The sequence below is a fragment of the Janthinobacterium salmonicoloratum genome, assembly GCF_051380845.1.
GTDB lineage: Bacteria > Pseudomonadota > Gammaproteobacteria > Burkholderiales > Burkholderiaceae_D > Janthinobacterium > Janthinobacterium lividum_F.
In genome coordinates, this window is sequence record NZ_JBNYXV010000007.1 from 58,496 (window position 1) to 74,847 (window position 16,352).

At 61.6% G+C, this 16,352-nt stretch carries 19 protein-coding genes; all 19 read left to right on the forward strand.

The window, feature by feature from the left end:
• Positions 1–24 precede the first annotated feature (24 nt).
• The 19 genes from ACQ4WY_RS24605 (at position 25) to hisF (ending at position 16,342) form a co-directional block, all read left to right on the forward strand.
• Complete coding sequence (locus ACQ4WY_RS24605) at positions 25–1,488, forward strand: glutamate synthase subunit beta (protein ID WP_436506326.1); 1,464 nt, start codon at positions 25–27, stop codon at positions 1,486–1,488.
• Between the two features lie 259 nt (positions 1,489–1,747).
• Positions 1,748–2,557, forward strand: coding sequence for an ABC transporter ATP-binding protein (locus ACQ4WY_RS24610; protein WP_436506327.1), 810 nt, complete (start codon positions 1,748–1,750; stop codon positions 2,555–2,557).
• On the forward strand, positions 2,554–3,339 hold the full coding sequence (gene mlaE, locus ACQ4WY_RS24615; protein WP_436506328.1) for a lipid asymmetry maintenance ABC transporter permease subunit MlaE: 786 nt from the start codon (positions 2,554–2,556) through the stop codon (positions 3,337–3,339). The genes ACQ4WY_RS24610 and mlaE overlap by 4 nt, the downstream gene beginning before the upstream one ends.
• A 79-nt stretch (positions 3,340–3,418) precedes the next feature.
• On the forward strand, positions 3,419–3,889 hold the full coding sequence (mlaD, locus tag ACQ4WY_RS24620) for an outer membrane lipid asymmetry maintenance protein MlaD (protein ID WP_353659525.1): 471 nt from the start codon (positions 3,419–3,421) through the stop codon (positions 3,887–3,889).
• The gene (locus ACQ4WY_RS24625) at positions 3,886–4,770 is read left to right on the forward strand and encodes an MlaA family lipoprotein (protein WP_436506329.1); all 885 of its coding nucleotides are present in this window, start codon (positions 3,886–3,888) and stop codon (positions 4,768–4,770) included. The genes mlaD and ACQ4WY_RS24625 overlap by 4 nt, the downstream gene beginning before the upstream one ends.
• 72 nt (positions 4,771–4,842) lie before the next feature.
• On the forward strand, positions 4,843–5,478 hold the full coding sequence (locus ACQ4WY_RS24630) for an MlaC/ttg2D family ABC transporter substrate-binding protein (RefSeq protein WP_353659527.1): 636 nt from the start codon (positions 4,843–4,845) through the stop codon (positions 5,476–5,478).
• 52 nt (positions 5,479–5,530) lie between these two features.
• Complete coding sequence (locus ACQ4WY_RS24635) at positions 5,531–5,878, forward strand: STAS domain-containing protein (protein ID WP_034780949.1); 348 nt, start codon at positions 5,531–5,533, stop codon at positions 5,876–5,878.
• Between the two features lie 203 nt (positions 5,879–6,081).
• A complete protein-coding gene (locus tag ACQ4WY_RS24640; protein ID WP_436506331.1) occupies positions 6,082–6,999 on the forward strand; it encodes an ABC transporter ATP-binding protein in 918 nt (305 codons plus the stop codon).
• Positions 6,996–7,757 carry an ABC transporter permease gene (locus tag ACQ4WY_RS24645; RefSeq protein ID WP_034753822.1) on the forward strand — a complete coding sequence of 254 codons (762 nt, stop codon included), beginning with the start codon at positions 6,996–6,998 and terminating at the stop codon, positions 7,755–7,757. The genes ACQ4WY_RS24640 and ACQ4WY_RS24645 overlap by 4 nt, the downstream gene beginning before the upstream one ends.
• Positions 7,758–7,803: 46 nt before the next feature.
• Positions 7,804–8,040 carry a BolA family protein gene (locus ACQ4WY_RS24650; protein WP_034753824.1) on the forward strand — a complete coding sequence of 79 codons (237 nt, stop codon included), beginning with the start codon at positions 7,804–7,806 and terminating at the stop codon, positions 8,038–8,040.
• Between the two features lie 4 nt (positions 8,041–8,044).
• Positions 8,045–9,295 (forward strand): UDP-N-acetylglucosamine 1-carboxyvinyltransferase, encoded by a 1,251-nt coding sequence (gene murA, locus ACQ4WY_RS24655; protein ID WP_436506333.1) that lies wholly within the window; start codon positions 8,045–8,047, stop codon positions 9,293–9,295.
• 6 nt (positions 9,296–9,301) lie between these two features.
• Positions 9,302–9,976, forward strand: coding sequence for an ATP phosphoribosyltransferase (hisG, locus tag ACQ4WY_RS24660; RefSeq protein ID WP_436506334.1), 675 nt, complete (start codon positions 9,302–9,304; stop codon positions 9,974–9,976).
• Between the two features lie 24 nt (positions 9,977–10,000).
• The gene (gene hisD, locus ACQ4WY_RS24665; RefSeq protein WP_436506335.1) at positions 10,001–11,326 is read left to right on the forward strand and encodes a histidinol dehydrogenase; all 1,326 of its coding nucleotides are present in this window, start codon (positions 10,001–10,003) and stop codon (positions 11,324–11,326) included.
• Positions 11,323–12,255, forward strand: coding sequence for a DNA-methyltransferase (locus ACQ4WY_RS24670; RefSeq protein WP_436506337.1), 933 nt, complete (start codon positions 11,323–11,325; stop codon positions 12,253–12,255). The genes hisD and ACQ4WY_RS24670 overlap by 4 nt, the downstream gene beginning before the upstream one ends.
• A 33-nt stretch (positions 12,256–12,288) precedes the next feature.
• Positions 12,289–13,383 (forward strand): histidinol-phosphate transaminase, encoded by a 1,095-nt coding sequence (gene hisC, locus ACQ4WY_RS24675; protein WP_436506338.1) that lies wholly within the window; start codon positions 12,289–12,291, stop codon positions 13,381–13,383.
• Positions 13,384–13,402: 19 nt separating this feature from the next.
• On the forward strand, positions 13,403–13,993 hold the full coding sequence (gene hisB, locus ACQ4WY_RS24680) for an imidazoleglycerol-phosphate dehydratase HisB (RefSeq protein ID WP_010402123.1): 591 nt from the start codon (positions 13,403–13,405) through the stop codon (positions 13,991–13,993).
• Positions 13,994–14,028: 35 nt separating this feature from the next.
• The gene (hisH, locus tag ACQ4WY_RS24685) at positions 14,029–14,667 is read left to right on the forward strand and encodes an imidazole glycerol phosphate synthase subunit HisH (RefSeq protein ID WP_436506339.1); all 639 of its coding nucleotides are present in this window, start codon (positions 14,029–14,031) and stop codon (positions 14,665–14,667) included.
• A gap of 81 nt (positions 14,668–14,748) precedes the next feature.
• A complete protein-coding gene (gene hisA, locus ACQ4WY_RS24690) occupies positions 14,749–15,522 on the forward strand; it encodes a 1-(5-phosphoribosyl)-5-[(5-phosphoribosylamino)methylideneamino]imidazole-4-carboxamide isomerase (protein ID WP_070219639.1) in 774 nt (257 codons plus the stop codon).
• A 58-nt stretch (positions 15,523–15,580) separates the two neighbouring features.
• A complete protein-coding gene (gene hisF / locus ACQ4WY_RS24695) occupies positions 15,581–16,342 on the forward strand; it encodes an imidazole glycerol phosphate synthase subunit HisF (RefSeq protein ID WP_070219637.1) in 762 nt (253 codons plus the stop codon).
• Positions 16,343–16,352: the final 10 nt, after the last annotated feature.

Here is a 16,352-nt window from a genome sequence, read left to right on the forward strand (position 1 = left end):
CCAGCCTAATACAAAGGAACTATCGTGGGTAAAATTACCGGCTTCATGGAATTCAAGCGCCAGGACGAACATTATCTGGAGCCTGCCGCGCGCCTGAAGAACTACAAGGAATTCGTGCTGCACCTGTCGGATGCGCAAGCGACCGTGCAGGGCGCGCGCTGCATGGATTGCGGCATTCCCTTCTGCACCACGGGTTGCCCCGTGAATAACATCATTCCCGACTGGAATGACCTTGTGTACCGCGGCGCCTACCGCGAAGCGCTCGACATCTTGCATTCGACGAATAACTTCCCGGAATTTACGGGCCGCATCTGCCCGGCGCCGTGCGAATCGGCCTGTACCCTGGGCATCCACGAAGATCCGGTCGGCATCAAGTCGATCGAACATAAAATCATCGACATGGGCTGGGAGCACGGCTGGGTCACGCCGCAGCCGGCAGGCTTCAGCACCGGCAAGAAAGTGGCCATCGTCGGCTCCGGCCCCGCCGGCCTGGCGGCGGCGCAGCAACTGGCGCGCGCCGGCCATGCCGTGACCGTGTTTGAAAAGAGCGACCGGGTCGGCGGTTTGTTGCGTTATGGCATTCCCGACTTCAAGATGGAAAAGTCGCATATCGACCTGCGCGTGAAACAGATGGAGGCCGAAGGCGTGGTCTTCCGCACCAGCGTGCTGGTCGGCAAGGATTTTCCTGCCCACGTGAACAACTGGGCCAAGGAAACCATTTTCCCGGAAGACCTGGAAAAAGAATTTGACGCTGTCATCATGGCCGGTGGCGCCGAGCAGCCGCGTGACTTGCCCGTGCCGGGCCGCGAACTGAAAGGCGTGCACTTCGCCATGGATTTCCTGCCGCTGCAAAACAAGGTCAACGCGGGTGACAAGCTCAAGGACCAGATCAAGGCCACGGGCAAGCACGTGGTGGTGATCGGCGGCGGTGACACGGGCTCCGACTGTGTCGGCACCTCGAACCGCCATGGCGCCGCCTCGGTGGCCCAGTTCGAACTGATGCCGCAGCCGCCGGAACAGGAAAACAAGCCGCTGGTCTGGCCGTACTGGCCAACCAAGCTGCGCACCTCGTCCTCGCATGAGGAAGGCTGCGAGCGCGACTGGGCCGTGGCCACCAAGCGTTTCGAAGGCAAGGGCGGCAAGGTGGAAAAGCTGATCGCCTGCCGTGTCGAATGGAAGGACGGCAAGATGAGCGAAGTGCCGAACTCGGAATTCGAGATGAAAGCGGACCTGGTCTTCCTGGCCATGGGTTTTGTTTCCCCTGTACAACAGGTGCTGGAAGCGTTCGGCGTCGATACGGATGCGCGCGGTAATGTCAAGGCGACAACGGATGGCGCAGGCTGCTACCAGACTTCGGTCGCCAAGGTGTTTGCGGCCGGCGACATGCGCCGCGGCCAGTCGCTGGTGGTCTGGGCCATCCGCGAAGGGCGCCAGTGCGCGCGCGCCGTCGATGAGTTCCTGATGGGCACATCCCTGCTGCCGCGCTAAGAAACGAGCATTTGTTCGTTTTTTGCCAGGGCCACGGCGCGGATTGCGACGTGGCCCTTGTTATTTTTACTTATCAAGTCAACAGCTGCGAATGTCATCGGGCAGGGACGTGATGTGGCGGCCGAATTTCCACTACAATATCTGACTTTCAATTCATTAGTGTTGTATTCTTCCCCTTTACGGGGCTGTCTCTAGGGGTGTCTCAGCAGAGGTTGGCGTTTCTGCACTACAATACGCCATTAAAATAGTGAGCTTCGTCGTGCCAAATCTTGTTGAGATCCGTGATTTACACTTTGCCTATGGAGAACGTTCGATTTTATCGGGCCTTCAAATGGATTTCCCACGTGGAAAAGTTGTGGCCGTCATGGGTGGCTCCGGCAGTGGCAAGACGACCGTACTGCGCCTGATCGGCGGGCAGTTGCGTCCCAGGTCCGGTTCCGTGAACGTCGACGGCCAGATCGTGCATACGCTGGCGACCGACGAGTTGTATCAAATGCGCCGCAAGATGGGCATGCTGTTCCAGCACGGGGCCCTGTTTACGGACTTGACGGCGTTCGAGAACGTGGCGTTCCCCCTGCGCGAACACACGGATTTGAATGAAGAGCTGATCCGCACCCTGGTGCTGATGAAGCTGCACGCCGTGGGACTGCGCAATGCGGCGCAATTGAAGCCGGCCGAGATTTCCGGCGGCATGGGCCGCCGCGTCGCGCTCGCGCGCGCCATCGCGCTCGACCCCGAACTGATCATGTACGACGAGCCCTTCGCCGGCCTGGACCCGATTTCCATGGGCGTGACGGCAAATTTGATCCGCAATCTGAACGATGCGCTGGGTTCCACGTCTATCCTGGTATCGCACGACGTGAAGGAGTGTTTCGCCATCGCTGATTATGTCTATTTTCTGTCATCGGGCAAGATTGTGGCGCACGGCACGCCGGCCGAGATGGCCGTGTCGACGCATCCGTACGTCAAGCAGTTCGTCAATGCCGAGGCCGATGGCCCCGTGCCCTTCCATTATCCGGGCAAGTCGCTGGCCGACGACCTGGGCCTGAATACGGGAGCGGGCCGATGATCGCGCGGTTCCTGGCGGCGATCGGAGCATGGTTGCGCAATTCAGTACAAGACCTCGGCTTTGCCGTGCGTTCGTTTTTTATCATTATCGCCTCGTCGGGCGGCCTGTGGCGCCGTCCGGGCCTGGTAATCGAGCAACTGTTTTATCTCGGCAGCCGTTCGGTGGTGATCATCGCCGTCTCTGGCCTGTTTGTCGGCATGGTGCTGGGTTTGCAAGGCTATTACACACTGAGTACCTTTGGCGCGACGCAGTCGCTGGGGCAGTTGGTGGCGCTGTCCTTGATGCGTGAATTGGGTCCGGTCGTCACGGCGCTGCTGTTCGCGGGCCGCGCCGGCACCTCGCTGACGGCGGAAATCGGCCTGATGAAGGCGGGCGAGCAATTGTCGGCCATGGAAATGATGGCCGTCAATCCGATCCAGCGCGTGCTGGCGCCCCGTTTCTGGGCCGGCGTGATCGCCATGCCTATCCTGGGTGGCATCTTCACGGCCGTCGGCGTCATCGGCAGCTACCTGGTCGGCGTGGTGCTGATCGGCGTCGATGAAGGCTCGTTCTGGTCGCAGATGCAGGGCGGCGTGAATGTCTGGAAAGATATCGGCAATGGTACTTATGTCAAAAGCATGGTCTTCGGCATTGCGGTGACGTTCATCGCACTGTTCCAGGGGTACCAGGCACAGCCGACGCCGGAAGACGTGTCCGGCGCGACCACGCGTACGGTGGTCATTTCGTCGTTGATGGTGTGGTGGCTCGATTTCATGATGACGGCGTTGATGTTTAGCAAGTAATTGCCGATCAGCGACAAACAGCGGGCCTGGGCAAGATGTTGCGCAGGCGGCAGCAAGTAAAAATTATTTAGGATTGTTTATGCAACGTAAATCTTTGGATGTCTGGGTCGGCTTGTTCGTCTTGCTGGGTGTGGCGGCAGTGATGTTTCTGGCGTTCAAGGCTGGCAATATGAGCTCGCTGTCTTTCAGCAAGACGTATACCATTAGTGCCAAGTTCGACAATATTGGCGGCCTCAAGCCGCAGGCGCCCGTCAAGGGTGCTGGCGTGGTGGTGGGGCGCGTGGCGGAGATCCGGTTTGACGACAAGACTTACCAGGCGCTGGTGAAACTCGACATCGAAGATGGCTACAAATTTCCGAAAGACAGCTCGGCCAAGATTTTGACGGCCGGTTTGCTGGGTGAGCAATATATCGGCCTGGAAGCAGGCGGTGATTTGGCGAACCTGGCAGAGGGCGACAAGGTCGCCCGTACTCAATCGGCCACAGTGCTGGAGGACCTGATCAATCAGTTCATCTACAGCAAGGCAGCGGAAGGAAAGGACAGCAAATGAGCGAGTCGACCAAGAAATCCCAAGGCAGTCTGGTACGTATCGGCCTGGCCCTGGCCATCGCCGCCAGCGTGAGCGCCTGCGCCACCGGCACCAATCCGCGCGACCCGCTGGAAGGGTACAACCGCGCCATGTTCAAGTTCAACGACACCGTCGACCAGGTCGCCCTGAAACCGGTCGCCACGGCCTACAAGAAGGTCACGCCGTCGTTCGTGCAAACGGGCGTGGGCAATTTCTTCGGCAACTTGTCCGATGTGTGGAGCGCCGTGAACAACTTGCTGCAAGGCAAGGGTGAAGCGGGCCTGCAAGACGTCGTGCGCGTCAGCATGAACTCGACCTTCGGACTTCTCGGCCTGCTCGACATCGCGTCGCAGGCGGGCATTCCCAAGCATAACGAAGACTTTGGCCAGACCCTGGGCTGGTATGGCGTCCAGCCTGGTCCGTACGTGATGCTGCCGCTGCTGGGCCCATCGACCGTGCGCGACACGGCGGCCCTGCCGCTCGATATTGCGGGCGACCCATGGCGCTACAAGGATCCGGTCAATGTGCGTAATATCGGCACGGTGACGCGCGTGGTCGACAAGCGCGCCGCGCTGCTCGACGCGACCAACCTGATGGAAGCGGCTGCGCTGGACCGCTATGAATTCATCCGCGACGGCTTCCTGCAGGCGCGCGAAAGCAAGGTTTTCGATGGCGATACGGACCGCCGCGACCGCAAAGTGCCAAAAAACGACACCAGCGATTATGAGCCGGCCTATGAGGCGCAACCGCAGGCTGTCCCAGCGGAAACGCCGCCTGCGACGGCAGCGGCCGATGTGGCGCCGGCTGACCTCGTAACATCTGGTAGCAAAACCGTGGCTTCCGAGGCAAAGCCTCAGGAGTAAACTCTGGTACAGGAACACCACGGCTGCGATCAACGCCAGCCGGTGCATAGCAACACCATGAAAGGTAGAACCATGAAAATGATGAAACAACTGCTGGCGATGGCCACCATCGCCTTTGCCACCGCCGCCCAGGCCGCCCCCGCCTTGGAAGCGCCGGATGTATTGGTCAAACGCATCAGCCAGGACGTGATCGACACGGCCAAGGCCGACAAGGCCATTCAGGCTGGCGATATCAAGCGCGTCACCGAATTGGTGGAAAGCAAGATCCTGCCATACGTGGATTTCCAGCGCATGACGGCGCTGGCCGCCGGCCGCTTCTGGCGCGATGCCACGCCGGACCAGCAGAAGCAGCTGGCCGCAGAATTCCGCACCCTGCTGATCTACACGTATTCGGGCGCCCTGTCGCAGATCAAGAACGAAACCGTGGAATTCAAGCCGTTGCGCGCCGATCCTAGCGATACGGAAGTGGAAGTGCGCTCGCAGGTGAACGTGGCGCGCGGCGAACCCGTGCCCCTCAACTACCGCGTGGCGAAAACCCCGACCGGCTGGAAGATCTATGACATCAACGTGCTCGGCGCGTGGCTGGTGGAAACGTACAAAAGCAGCTTTGCCAGCGAGATCAGCAAAGGCGGCGTCGATGGCCTGATCAAGACCCTGGCTGCGAAAAACAAGGCCCTGGCCAGCCGTCCCGCTGTCAAAGCCAAATAATCGGCTATCATATAGCTCCTGAACCAGCTCCAGACAAGCGCAGCCCGACGCCATGCCCGACTCTCTCGACACCTTGCAGTCCCTGACTTCCCTGACCGTGCACAATGCCACTTCGGCATTGGAGCAGGGTCTGGACGCCATCCGCTCGGGTCAGACGAAGTTTGATTTGCGCAACGTCAAGGCCGTCGATTCGGCAGCCGTCTCCGTCATGCTGACGTGGCAGCGCGCCGCGCAGGATGCCGGCGGCGTGCTGGAGCTGAAAAACCTGCCGAACAATCTGAAAAACCTCACCAAGCTGTATGGCGTCTGCTCGCTCGTCTCGAGCACCCTGAGCGCCGACGACTGCGCCAGCGCCGGCGGCCACGCCGAACGCAGCCCGTCCGACCTGCATCATCATTGATCCTGTCCCACTCCCCGCATCAGCAGTAGCTTTCAAGCCGGCAGGCCAGCAGCGCCGCCGGATTGATCTCCAAGTGTTCCACGAATTTTCCAACTATAATTGACTGTTGCGCTGTCCTCGCTTGAAGGCGGCGCCCTGCACCGGCCTGGATATCTCCGGCAACTGGCGCATCACACCAGACGCATTACACTTGAAACAAGCACATGACCGCAATTCAAATAACGAATGTAGAAAAGAGCTATAAATCGCTCAAGGCGCTGGGCGGCGTGTCGCTGGCCATCGAGGAGGGCGAATTTTTCGGCCTGCTCGGCCCGAATGGCGCCGGCAAGACCACCCTCATTTCCATCATCGCCGGCCTGATACGCCCCGACGCGGGCACTGTCAAGATCCATGGCCACGATGTGGTCACGGACTTCCGCAATGCGCGCCGCAACCTGGGCGTGGTGCCGCAGGAGCTGGTGTTCGACCCGTTTTTCACCGTGCGCGAAACCCTGCGCCTGCAGTCCGGCTATTTCGGCCTGCCGAACAACGACAAGTGGATCGACGAGGTCATGGAAAACCTCGACCTGACTGGCAAGGCCGACACGAATATGCGCGCCCTGTCCGGCGGCATGAAGCGCCGCGTGCTCGTCGCCCAGGCGCTGGTGCACAAGCCGCCCGTCATCGTGCTCGATGAGCCGACTGCCGGCGTCGACGTGGAACTGCGCCAGACCCTGTGGAAGTTCATCTCGCGCCTGAACCGCGAAGGCGGCCACACGGTCGTGCTGACCACCCACTACCTGGAAGAGGCGCAAGCCATGTGCCAGCGCGTGGCCATGCTGAAAACCGGCAAGGTGGTGGCGCTCGACACCATGTCGGCCCTGATCCGCCGCATCGCCGGCTCGCAGCTGCAGGTGCACCTGAAACACGGCGCCTTGCCGGCCGACCTGCAGCACCTGGTGCTGCACCCGGAAGAACAGCAGGCGCCGAACAAGTTCAGCCTGCGCGTCAACGAATACAGCGAAGTCGAGAAAATCCTCGCCCGCCTGCGCGAATCTGGCGCCGAGATCGATGAAATGCAATTGCAACAAGCCGACCTGGAAGATATCTTCTTGCAGATCATGGATAAAGGTACCGTATGATTTCGACAGGATTTCGCACCCTCGTCTACAAAGAGACGCTGCGCTTCTGGAAAGTGGCGACGCAAACCGTGGCCGCGCCCGTGCTCACGTCGATGCTGTACCTGCTGGTGTTCGGCCATGTGTTGGATGGCCGCGTGGAGCCGAGTCCCGGCGTCAGCTATACGGCCTTTTTGATTCCCGGCCTGGTGATGATGAGCGTGCTGCAAAACGCCTTCGCCAATTCCTCGTCCTCGCTGATCCAGTCGAAGATCACGGGCAACCTGGTGTTCGTGCTGCTCACTCCCCTGTCGCACTGGGAAATCTTCTCGGCGTATGTACTCGCTTCCGTTGCGCGCGGCCTGGCTGTGGGCTTTGGCGTGTTTGCCATCACTTGCTGGTTCGCTGACCTGTCGTTTGTCGCGCCCCTGTGGATCGTCGTCTTCGCCTTCCTGGGCGCCGCCATGCTGGGCACCATGGGCCTGATCGCCGGCATCTGGGCCGAGAAATTCGACCAGCTGGCCGCCTTCCAGAACTTCCTGATCATGCCGGCCACCTTCCTGTCGGGCGTGTTCTATTCGATCCACTCGCTACCTGCCTTCTGGCAGACGGTATCGCACCTGAACCCTTTCTTTTACATGATCGACGGCTTCCGCTACGGCTTCTTCGGCGTATCCGACGTCAGCCCGTGGCTCAGCCTTTCCATCGTCGCCGGCTTCCTCGTGATCCTGGCGCTGGCGTCGATCCGCCTGTTGAAAAGCGGCTATCGTTTGCGCCACTGATTGCGGCACATCACATCACTACATTATTCAATATCAAGGACTTATCGTGACCACCACTCCAGAACTGATCCACGGCTATCTGTCGGCCGGCCTCGAATGCACGCACCTCGAAGTGGAGGGCGATGGCCAGCACTTCCAGGCCGTGATCGTTTCGCCCGCGTTTGCCGGCAAGCGCCTGATCCAGCGCCACCAGATCGTCTACGCGGCGCTGGGCGACCGCATGCGCGAAGAAATCCACGCGCTGTCGATGAAAACCCTGACACCTGAAGAATTCCAAGGATAAGCACATGGACAAGCTCCTCATCAACGGCGGCAACCGCCTGAACGGCGACATCGCCATCTCCGGCGCGAAAAACGCCGCCCTGCCCATCCTGTGCGCCGGTCTCTTGACCGCGGGCGACCTGGACCTGACGAACGTGCCGCACCTGCACGACGTCGCCACCATGTTGAAACTCCTGGGCCAGACGGGCCTGAAAGTGCAGCAGGACGGCGACCGCGTGGTCTTGAACGGCAGCGCCATCGACACCCTGGAAGCGCCGTATGAACTGGTGAAAACCATGCGCGCCTCGATCCTGGTGCTGGGCCCCATGCTGGCGCGCTTCGGCGAAGCCAAGGTCTCGCTGCCGGGCGGCTGCGCCATCGGTTCGCGTCCTGTCGACCAGCACATCAAGGGCCTGGAAGCGCTGGGCGCCGAGATCCGCATCGAGGCGGGCTACATCTACGCCAAGTGCGCCAAGCTGAAAGGCGCGCGCATCGTTACCGACATGATCACCGTCACCGGCACCGAAAACCTGCTGATGGCCGCGACCCTGGCCGAAGGCGAGACCATCCTGGAAAACGCCGCCTGCGAACCGGAAGTGACCGATTTGGCCCACCTGCTGCTGGCCATGGGCGCCAAGATCGACGGCATCGGCACCAGCCGCCTGGTGATCCAGGGCGTGGACGCGCTGCACGGCGCCTCGCATTCGGTGATCGCCGACCGTATCGAAACGGGCACCTTCCTGTGCGCCGTGGCAGCCACCGGCGGCGATATCACCCTGCGCAATGTGCGCACCGATATCCTCGACGCGGCGCTCGACAAGCTGCGCGCCATGGGCCTGACGATGACCTTCGGCGCCGACTGGATCCGCGCCGAGATGTCGGCTCGTCCGAACCCCGTCAGTTTCCGCACCACGGAGTACCCGGGGTTCCCGACCGACATGCAGGCGCAGTTCATGGCCGTGAACACGATCGCCAATGGCGCCAGCCGCGTCACCGAGACGATTTTCGAGAACCGCTTCATGCACGTGCAGGAAATGAACCGCCTGGGCGCCGACATCACCATCGAGGGCAACACGGCCATCATCGCCGGCGTCAAGCAGTTGCGCGGTGCGCCCGTGATGGCGACCGACCTGCGCGCCTCGGCGTCGCTGGTGATCGCGGCCCTGGCCGCCGATGGCGAAACCCTGATCGACCGCATCTATCACCTCGACCGCGGCTACGACCGCATGGAAGTGAAATTGTCGGCCGTCGGCGCGAACATCGTACGCATCAAATAACAAGGAATGAGCATGAACGGATCGAACACGGGCGACAATTCGCAGCTGATACTGGCGCTCTCGAAAGGCCGCATTTTTGAGGACACCATGCCGCTGCTGGAAGCGGCCGGCATCAAGGTACTGGAAAACCCGGAGACCTCGCGCAAGCTGATTTTGGCGACCAACGATCCGAACGTGCGCGTCATCATCGTGCGCGCCAGCGACGTGCCGACCTACGTGCAGTACGGCGCGGCCGATTTCGGCGTGGCGGGCAAGGATGTCTTGCTCGAGCACGGCGGTGAAGGCCTGTACCAGCCGATTGACCTGAATATCGCCGCCTGCCGCATGTCGGTGGCGGTGCAGGCCGGTTTTGACTACGAAAAAGCCGTGCACCAGGGCGCGCGCTTGCGCGTAGCCACCAAGTTCGTGCACACGGCGCGCGAGCATTTCGCCGCCAAGGGCGTGCACGTCGACCTGATCAAGCTGTATGGCTCGATGGAGCTGGCGCCCTTGGTGGGCCTGTCCGACGCCATCGTCGACCTGGTCAGCACGGGCAGCACGCTGCGCGCGAACAACCTCGTCGAGGTCGAGCACATCATGGAAATTTCGTCGCGCCTGGTGGTCAACCAGGCTGCGCTCAAGCTCAAGCGCGAGCGCTTGCAGCCGATCATCGAGGCGTTTGAACGCGCTTCGCAAGCCTAGACACTCAGTAGCAGAAAGCCGATTATGCCGATACAGATACGCAAGCTCGATTCAAGCCAGGATGGTTTCCAACAATCGCTCGACACCTTGCTGGCGTTCGAGGCGGGCACCGATGCAGCGATTGAAACGTCGGTCGCGAAAATCCTGGCCGATGTGAAAACGCGCGGCGACGCCGCCGTACTGGAATACACCAACCGTTTCGACCGCATCCCGCATGGCGGCGCGGCGGAAATGGCGGCCTTCGATATTTCGCAAGCCGAATTGCAGGCGGCCCTGAACGGCTTGCCGTCGGCGCAGCGCGAAGCGCTGCAGATCGCCGCGCAGCGCATCCGCGCCTTCCACGAACGCCAGCGCGAGGAATTGCGCGGTTTTACCTACACCGAGCCCGATGGCACGGTGCTGGGCCAGAAGATCACGCCGCTGGACCGGGTCGGCATCTACGTCCCGGGCGGCAAGGCAGCGTATCCATCGTCCGTGCTGATGAACGCCATTCCCGCGCACGTGGCGGGCGTGGGCGAAATCATCATGGTGGTGCCGACGCCCGATGGCGTGAAAAACCAGATGGTGCTGGCCGCCGCCGCGATTGCCGGCGTGACGCGCGTGATCACCATCGGCGGCGCGCAAGCCGTCGGCGCGCTGGCCTACGGCACGCAGACGATTGCCGCCGTAGATAAAATCGTCGGTCCCGGCAACGCCTATGTGGCTGCCGCCAAGCGTCGCGTGTTCGGCATCGTCGGCATCGACATGATCGCCGGACCGTCCGAAATCCTCGTGCTGTGCGACGGCACGACGGACCCCGACTGGGTCGCGATGGACCTGTTTTCGCAGGCCGAGCACGACGAGCTGGCGCAAGCGATTTTGCTGTGCCCCGACGCCGACTATATCGCGCAAGTCGAACAGAGCATCGCCAAGCTGCTGCCGACGATGCCGCGTCAGGCCACCATCAGCACCTCGCTGCAGGACAGGGGCGCGCTGATCAAGGTGCGTAGTATGCAAGAAGCGTGTGAAATCGCCAATTCCATCGCCGCGGAACACCTGGAAATCTCGGCGGAAAACCCGCAGCAGTGGGCCGAGCAGATACGCCACGCGGGCGCCATGTTCCTGGGCCGCTTCTCGTCCGAATCGCTGGGCGACTATTGCTGCGGTCCCAATCACGTGCTGCCGACCTCGCGCACGGCGCGCTTTTCGTCGCCGCTGGGCGTATACGACTTCCAGAAGCGCTCGTCCATCATTCATGTCAGCGAGGCTGGCGCGCAAACCCTGGGTCGTGTCGCCGCCACCCTGGCGTATGGCGAAGGCTTGCAAGCGCACGCGCGCAGCGCCGAACTGCGTTTGAAGCCGCAGTCATGACGAATATGGCGGATCAGCCGGACTGGGTCAACCGGGTCTATTGCGAAGACGCGCTGGCGGGGCTGGCGCGCATTCCCGATGGCTCGGTGGACCTGATCCTGACGGATCCGCCCTACAACCTGGGCAAGGATTACGGCAATGCCTCGGACCAGCAGTCGGTGGCTGACTACCTGCGCTGGACAGAACAGTGGATCGATGCGGCGCTGCCCAAGCTGAAAGCCAACGGCAGCCTGTATATCTTTCTGACCTGGCGCTATTCGCCGGAGATCTTCGTCATGCTGAAACAGCGCATGGCGATGATGAATGAAATCATCTGGGACCGCCGCGTGCCGTCCATGGGCGGCAGCGTGCGCAGCTTTTCATCGGTGCACGACACCATCGGCTTCTTCGTCAAGCGCAAGGATTACTACTTCGACCTTGACGCGGTGCGCATCGCCTACGACGCGGCCACCAAGAAAGCCCGTTCGCGCTCGATCTTCATCGGCGCCAAATGGCTGGAAGTGGGCTACAACCCGAAAGACTTGTGGAGCGTGTCGCGCCTGCACAAGGAGCACCCGGAACGGGCCGACCACCCGACGCAAAAGCCGCTGGAAATCATCGAGCGCATGGTCAAGGCTTCGTGCCCGCCCGGCGGCGTGGTGCTCGACCTGTTCATGGGCAGCGGCACCACGGCCCTGGCGGCGAAGCGCTGCGGGCGCGCTTTCGTCGGCTTTGAATTGAATCCCGATTACTGTGCCATCATCGAACAGCGCCTGGCGGCATTGACGCAGGAGCTGGCCGCGCCGGCCGCGACTAAGCCCGCCAGGGCGGCAGCGAAGAAAGTGGCGGCTGTCAAGAAGCCGGCTGCCGTGAAGAAGTCACTGGCCGTGAAAAAAGCACCGGCCCGCAAGGCGCGCAGCGCCGCCGTGCCGGAAGACGTCGTCATTTAGTCTCCATTTAATTCCATCAGGAGTGTTTGCAGCATGTCTTTCCTCGATCAGTTAATCAGCAACACCGTGCGGTCCGATGTGCGGGCCGTCAAAAGCTACCAGGTAGCCGATGCCAGCGGTTACATCAAACTCGATGCGATGGAAAACCCGTATCCGCTGCCGCAGCATTTGCGCGAGGAACTGGGCGCGCGCCTGGCCGGCGTGGCGCTGAACCGCTATCCGCCGTCCTACGCCAGCCTGCAGGCGGCCATCTGCGCCAAACTCGGCGTGCCCGCCGGCTATGAGGTCATGCTGGGCAACGGCTCCGATGAACTCATTTCCATCCTGGCCATGGCTTGCGCCCACCAGGAGCCGGGCAAGCGCGCCGTGTTGCTGGCGCCCGTGCCGGCCTTCGTCATGTATGCCCGCTCGGCGCAGTTTGCCGGCATGGATTTCGTCGGTGTGCCGTTGAAGCCGGACTTCAGCCTGGACATGCCGGCCATGCTGGCGGCCATCGAAGAGCACCGCCCGGCGCTGGTGTTCCTCGCCTATCCGAACAACCCGACGGGCAACCTGTTTGCTAGCGCCGATATCGAACGCATTCTCGCCGCCCTCGGCGACACGGGCATCGCCGTCGTCGACGAAGCGTACGAGCCGTTCGCGCAGCACAGTTTCATGGGCCGCCTGCCCGAATTCGAGAACCTGGTGGTGATGCGCACCGTGTCGAAACTGGGCCTGGCCGGCATACGCCTCGGCTATATGTCGGCCGCGCCGGCCTTGCTGGCGCAACTTGAAAAAGTGCGTCCGCCGTACAATGTGAATGTGCTGACGCAGGCGGCGGCCGAATTCGCGCTCGAGCACCTCGACGTGTTGAATGCCCAGGCGGCCTTGCTCAACAGCGCGCGCGACGACCTGGCGCTGCGCCTGGCGGAGCTGCCAGGCGTGACCGTGTTCCCCTCGAAGGCAAATTTTCTTCTGATTCGTGTGGCTGATTCCGACGATGTTTGCGCAAAACTGCTTGCCCGCAGGGTTTTAATTAAAAATATGAGTAAAATGCATGCTGCGCTGGCCAATTGCCTGCGCATCAGCGTCAGCACCCCGGAAGAGAATTCCCTTTTTTATGATGCCTTCAAGGCATCCCTCGTTTAGCCTATCGCCAGAGCCTCCCATGAACCGCACCGCAGAAATCACGCGCAACACCAATGAGACGCAAGTTCGCGTCGCCCTCAATCTGGATGGCACGGGCCAGCAGAAGCTGAACACCGGCGTGCCCTTCCTCGACCATATGCTGGACCAGATCGCCCGTCACGGCTTGATCGACCTGGATATCGAAGCGACGGGCGACGTGCATATCGACAACCACCATACGGTGGAAGACGTGGGCATCACGCTGGGCATGGCCGTGGCCAAGGCCATTGGCGACAAGAAGGGCATCCGCCGCTATGGCCATGCGTACGTGCCGCTGGACGAGGCGCTGTCGCGCGTGGTGCTCGATTTCTCGGGCCGCCCGGGCATCGAGTACCACATCCCGTTTACGCGCGCCATGATCGCCGGCTTCGACGTCGACCTGACCCTGGAATTTTTCCGCGGCTTCGTCAACCATGCAGGCGTGACCTTGCATATCGACAATTTGCGCGGCACGAATGCCCACCACCAATGCGAAACCGTGTTCAAGGCCTTTGGCCGCGCGCTGCGCATGGCTGCCGAGCTCGACGAGCGCGCGGCCGGCATCATTCCATCGACCAAGGGCAGCCTGTAAGCGCCCGCGAACCACTGTAGATTCCGAGATCAAACATGAATAAAATTGTGGTGGTGGATTACGGCATGGGCAACTTGCGCTCGGTGGCGCAAGCGCTGCGTGCCGTGGCGCCGGAAGCCGACGTGCGCATTTCCGGCCTCGCTGCCGATATCGACAGCGCCGACCGCATCGTCTTGCCAGGACAGGGCGCCATGCCCGACTGCATGCGCAGCCTGCGCGAATCGGGCGTGCTGGAAGCGCTGCTGCGCGCCGCCGACAGCAAGCCCGTGCTGGGCGTGTGCATCGGCGAGCAAATGCTGTTCGACGGCAGCGAAGAGGGCGACGCGGCCGGTCTGGGCTTGCTGCCAGGCAAAGTCGTGCGCTTCCAGCTCGACGGCCAGGTGCAGGAAGACGGTTCGCGTTTCAAGGTGCCGCAAATGGGCTGGAACCAAGTGCGTCAAACGGCGTCCCATGCGATGTGGGATGGCATAGACGACAACGCGTATTTTTACTTTGTGCACAGCTATTTTGCTCAACCTCAAGAGGCGGCGCACACGGTGGGCGAGACTATCTATGGCGCGCCGTTCGCGTGCGCCGTTGCCCGTGATAATATTTTCGCGACACAGTTTCACCCTGAAAAAAGCGCTGCCGCTGGCTTGCAGCTGTACAAGAACTTTGTTCACTGGCAACCCTGACGTACCTTTTAATGTACCTGATAGATGTACCTTCGTGGCCATCCGGCTTCGCTCCTCACTCACTCTGACACCACACTGACCATGCTGCTTATTCCCGCCATCGACCTGAAAGACGGTCACTGCGTACGCCTGAAACAAGGCGATATGGAACTTGCCACCGTATTTTCCGAAGACCCGGCCGAAATGGCCCGCCATTGGCTGATGCAAGGCGCGCGCCGGCTGCACCTGGTCGACCTGAACGGTGCCTTTGCCGGCAAGCCGAAGAACGAAGGCGCCGTGAAAGCCATCCTGAAGGCCGTGCAGGATTTCGCCGTGGAAAACGATATCGAGGAAATCCCCGTGCAGCTGGGCGGCGGCATCCGTGACCTCGACACCATCGAGCGCTATCTCGACGCCGGCATCACCTACATCATCATCGGCACGGCGGCCGTGAAAAGCCCCGGTTTCCTGCACGACGCCTGCGGCGCCTTCCCGGGCCACATCATCGTCGGCCTCGATGCCAAGGATGGCAAGGTGGCAACGGATGGCTGGAGCAAGATGTCGGGCCACGAAGTGATCGACCTGGCGAAAAAATTCGAAGCCTACGGCGTCGAATCGATCATCTACACGGACATCGGCCGCGACGGCATGATGGGCGGCATCAATATCGAAGCCACCGTCAAGCTGGCGCAAGCCGTCAAGATCCCCGTCATCGCCTCGGGCGGCCTGCACAATATCGGCGACGTGGAAGCGCTGTGCGCGGTCCAGGCCGAAGGCATCGAAGGCGTGATCTGCGGCCGTTCCATCTATGAAGGCACGATCGACCTGGCGCAGGCGCAAGAGCGCGCCGACGAATTGACCGACGCCGCCGTTTAAGCCAGCCCGGCCGGGTGTGCGCATGCATGCCCGGCCTGGCGACAATCTGGATACCATCATGCTTGCAAAACGTATCATCCCCTGCCTCGACGTGACCAATGGCCGCGTCGTCAAAGGCGTCAATTTCACGGAATTGCGCGACGCCGGCGACCCGGTGGAAATCGCCCGCCGTTATGACGAGCAGGGCGCCGACGAAATCACTTTCCTCGACATTACCGCGTCCAGCGACAACCGCGGCCTGATCTTCGACATCATCGAAGCCGTGGCGTCGCAAGTGTTCATTCCGCTGACCGTGGGCGGCGGCGTGCGCGTGGTGGAAGACGTGCGCCGGCTGCTCAACGCGGGCGCCGACAAGGTCAGCATCAACACCTCGGCCGTGACGAATCCGCAACTGGTGTTTGAGGCATCGCAAAAGCATGGCTCGCAATGCATCGTCGTCGCCATTGATGCCAAGCAGGTGTCGCCCGGCAAGTGGGAAGTGTTTACCCACGGCGGGCGCACTGCCACCGGCCTGGACGCGTTCGAATGGGCGCGTAAAATGGAAAGCCTGGGGGCCGGAGAAATCTTGCTCACCAGCATGGACCGCGACGGCACCAAGGTGGGTTTCGACCTGGGCCTGACGCGTGGCGTGTCCGATGCCGTCAGCATTCCCGTGATTGCCTCGGGTGGCGTAGGCGGCTTGCAGGATCTGGTCGATGGCATCAAGGTGGGCCGCGCGGACGCCGTGCTGGCCGCCAGCATCTTCCATTATGGCCAGCACACGGTGCAGGAAGCCAAGCGTTTCATGGCGCAGCAGGGCATTCCGATGCGCCTGGCGTAACTACAGGCAG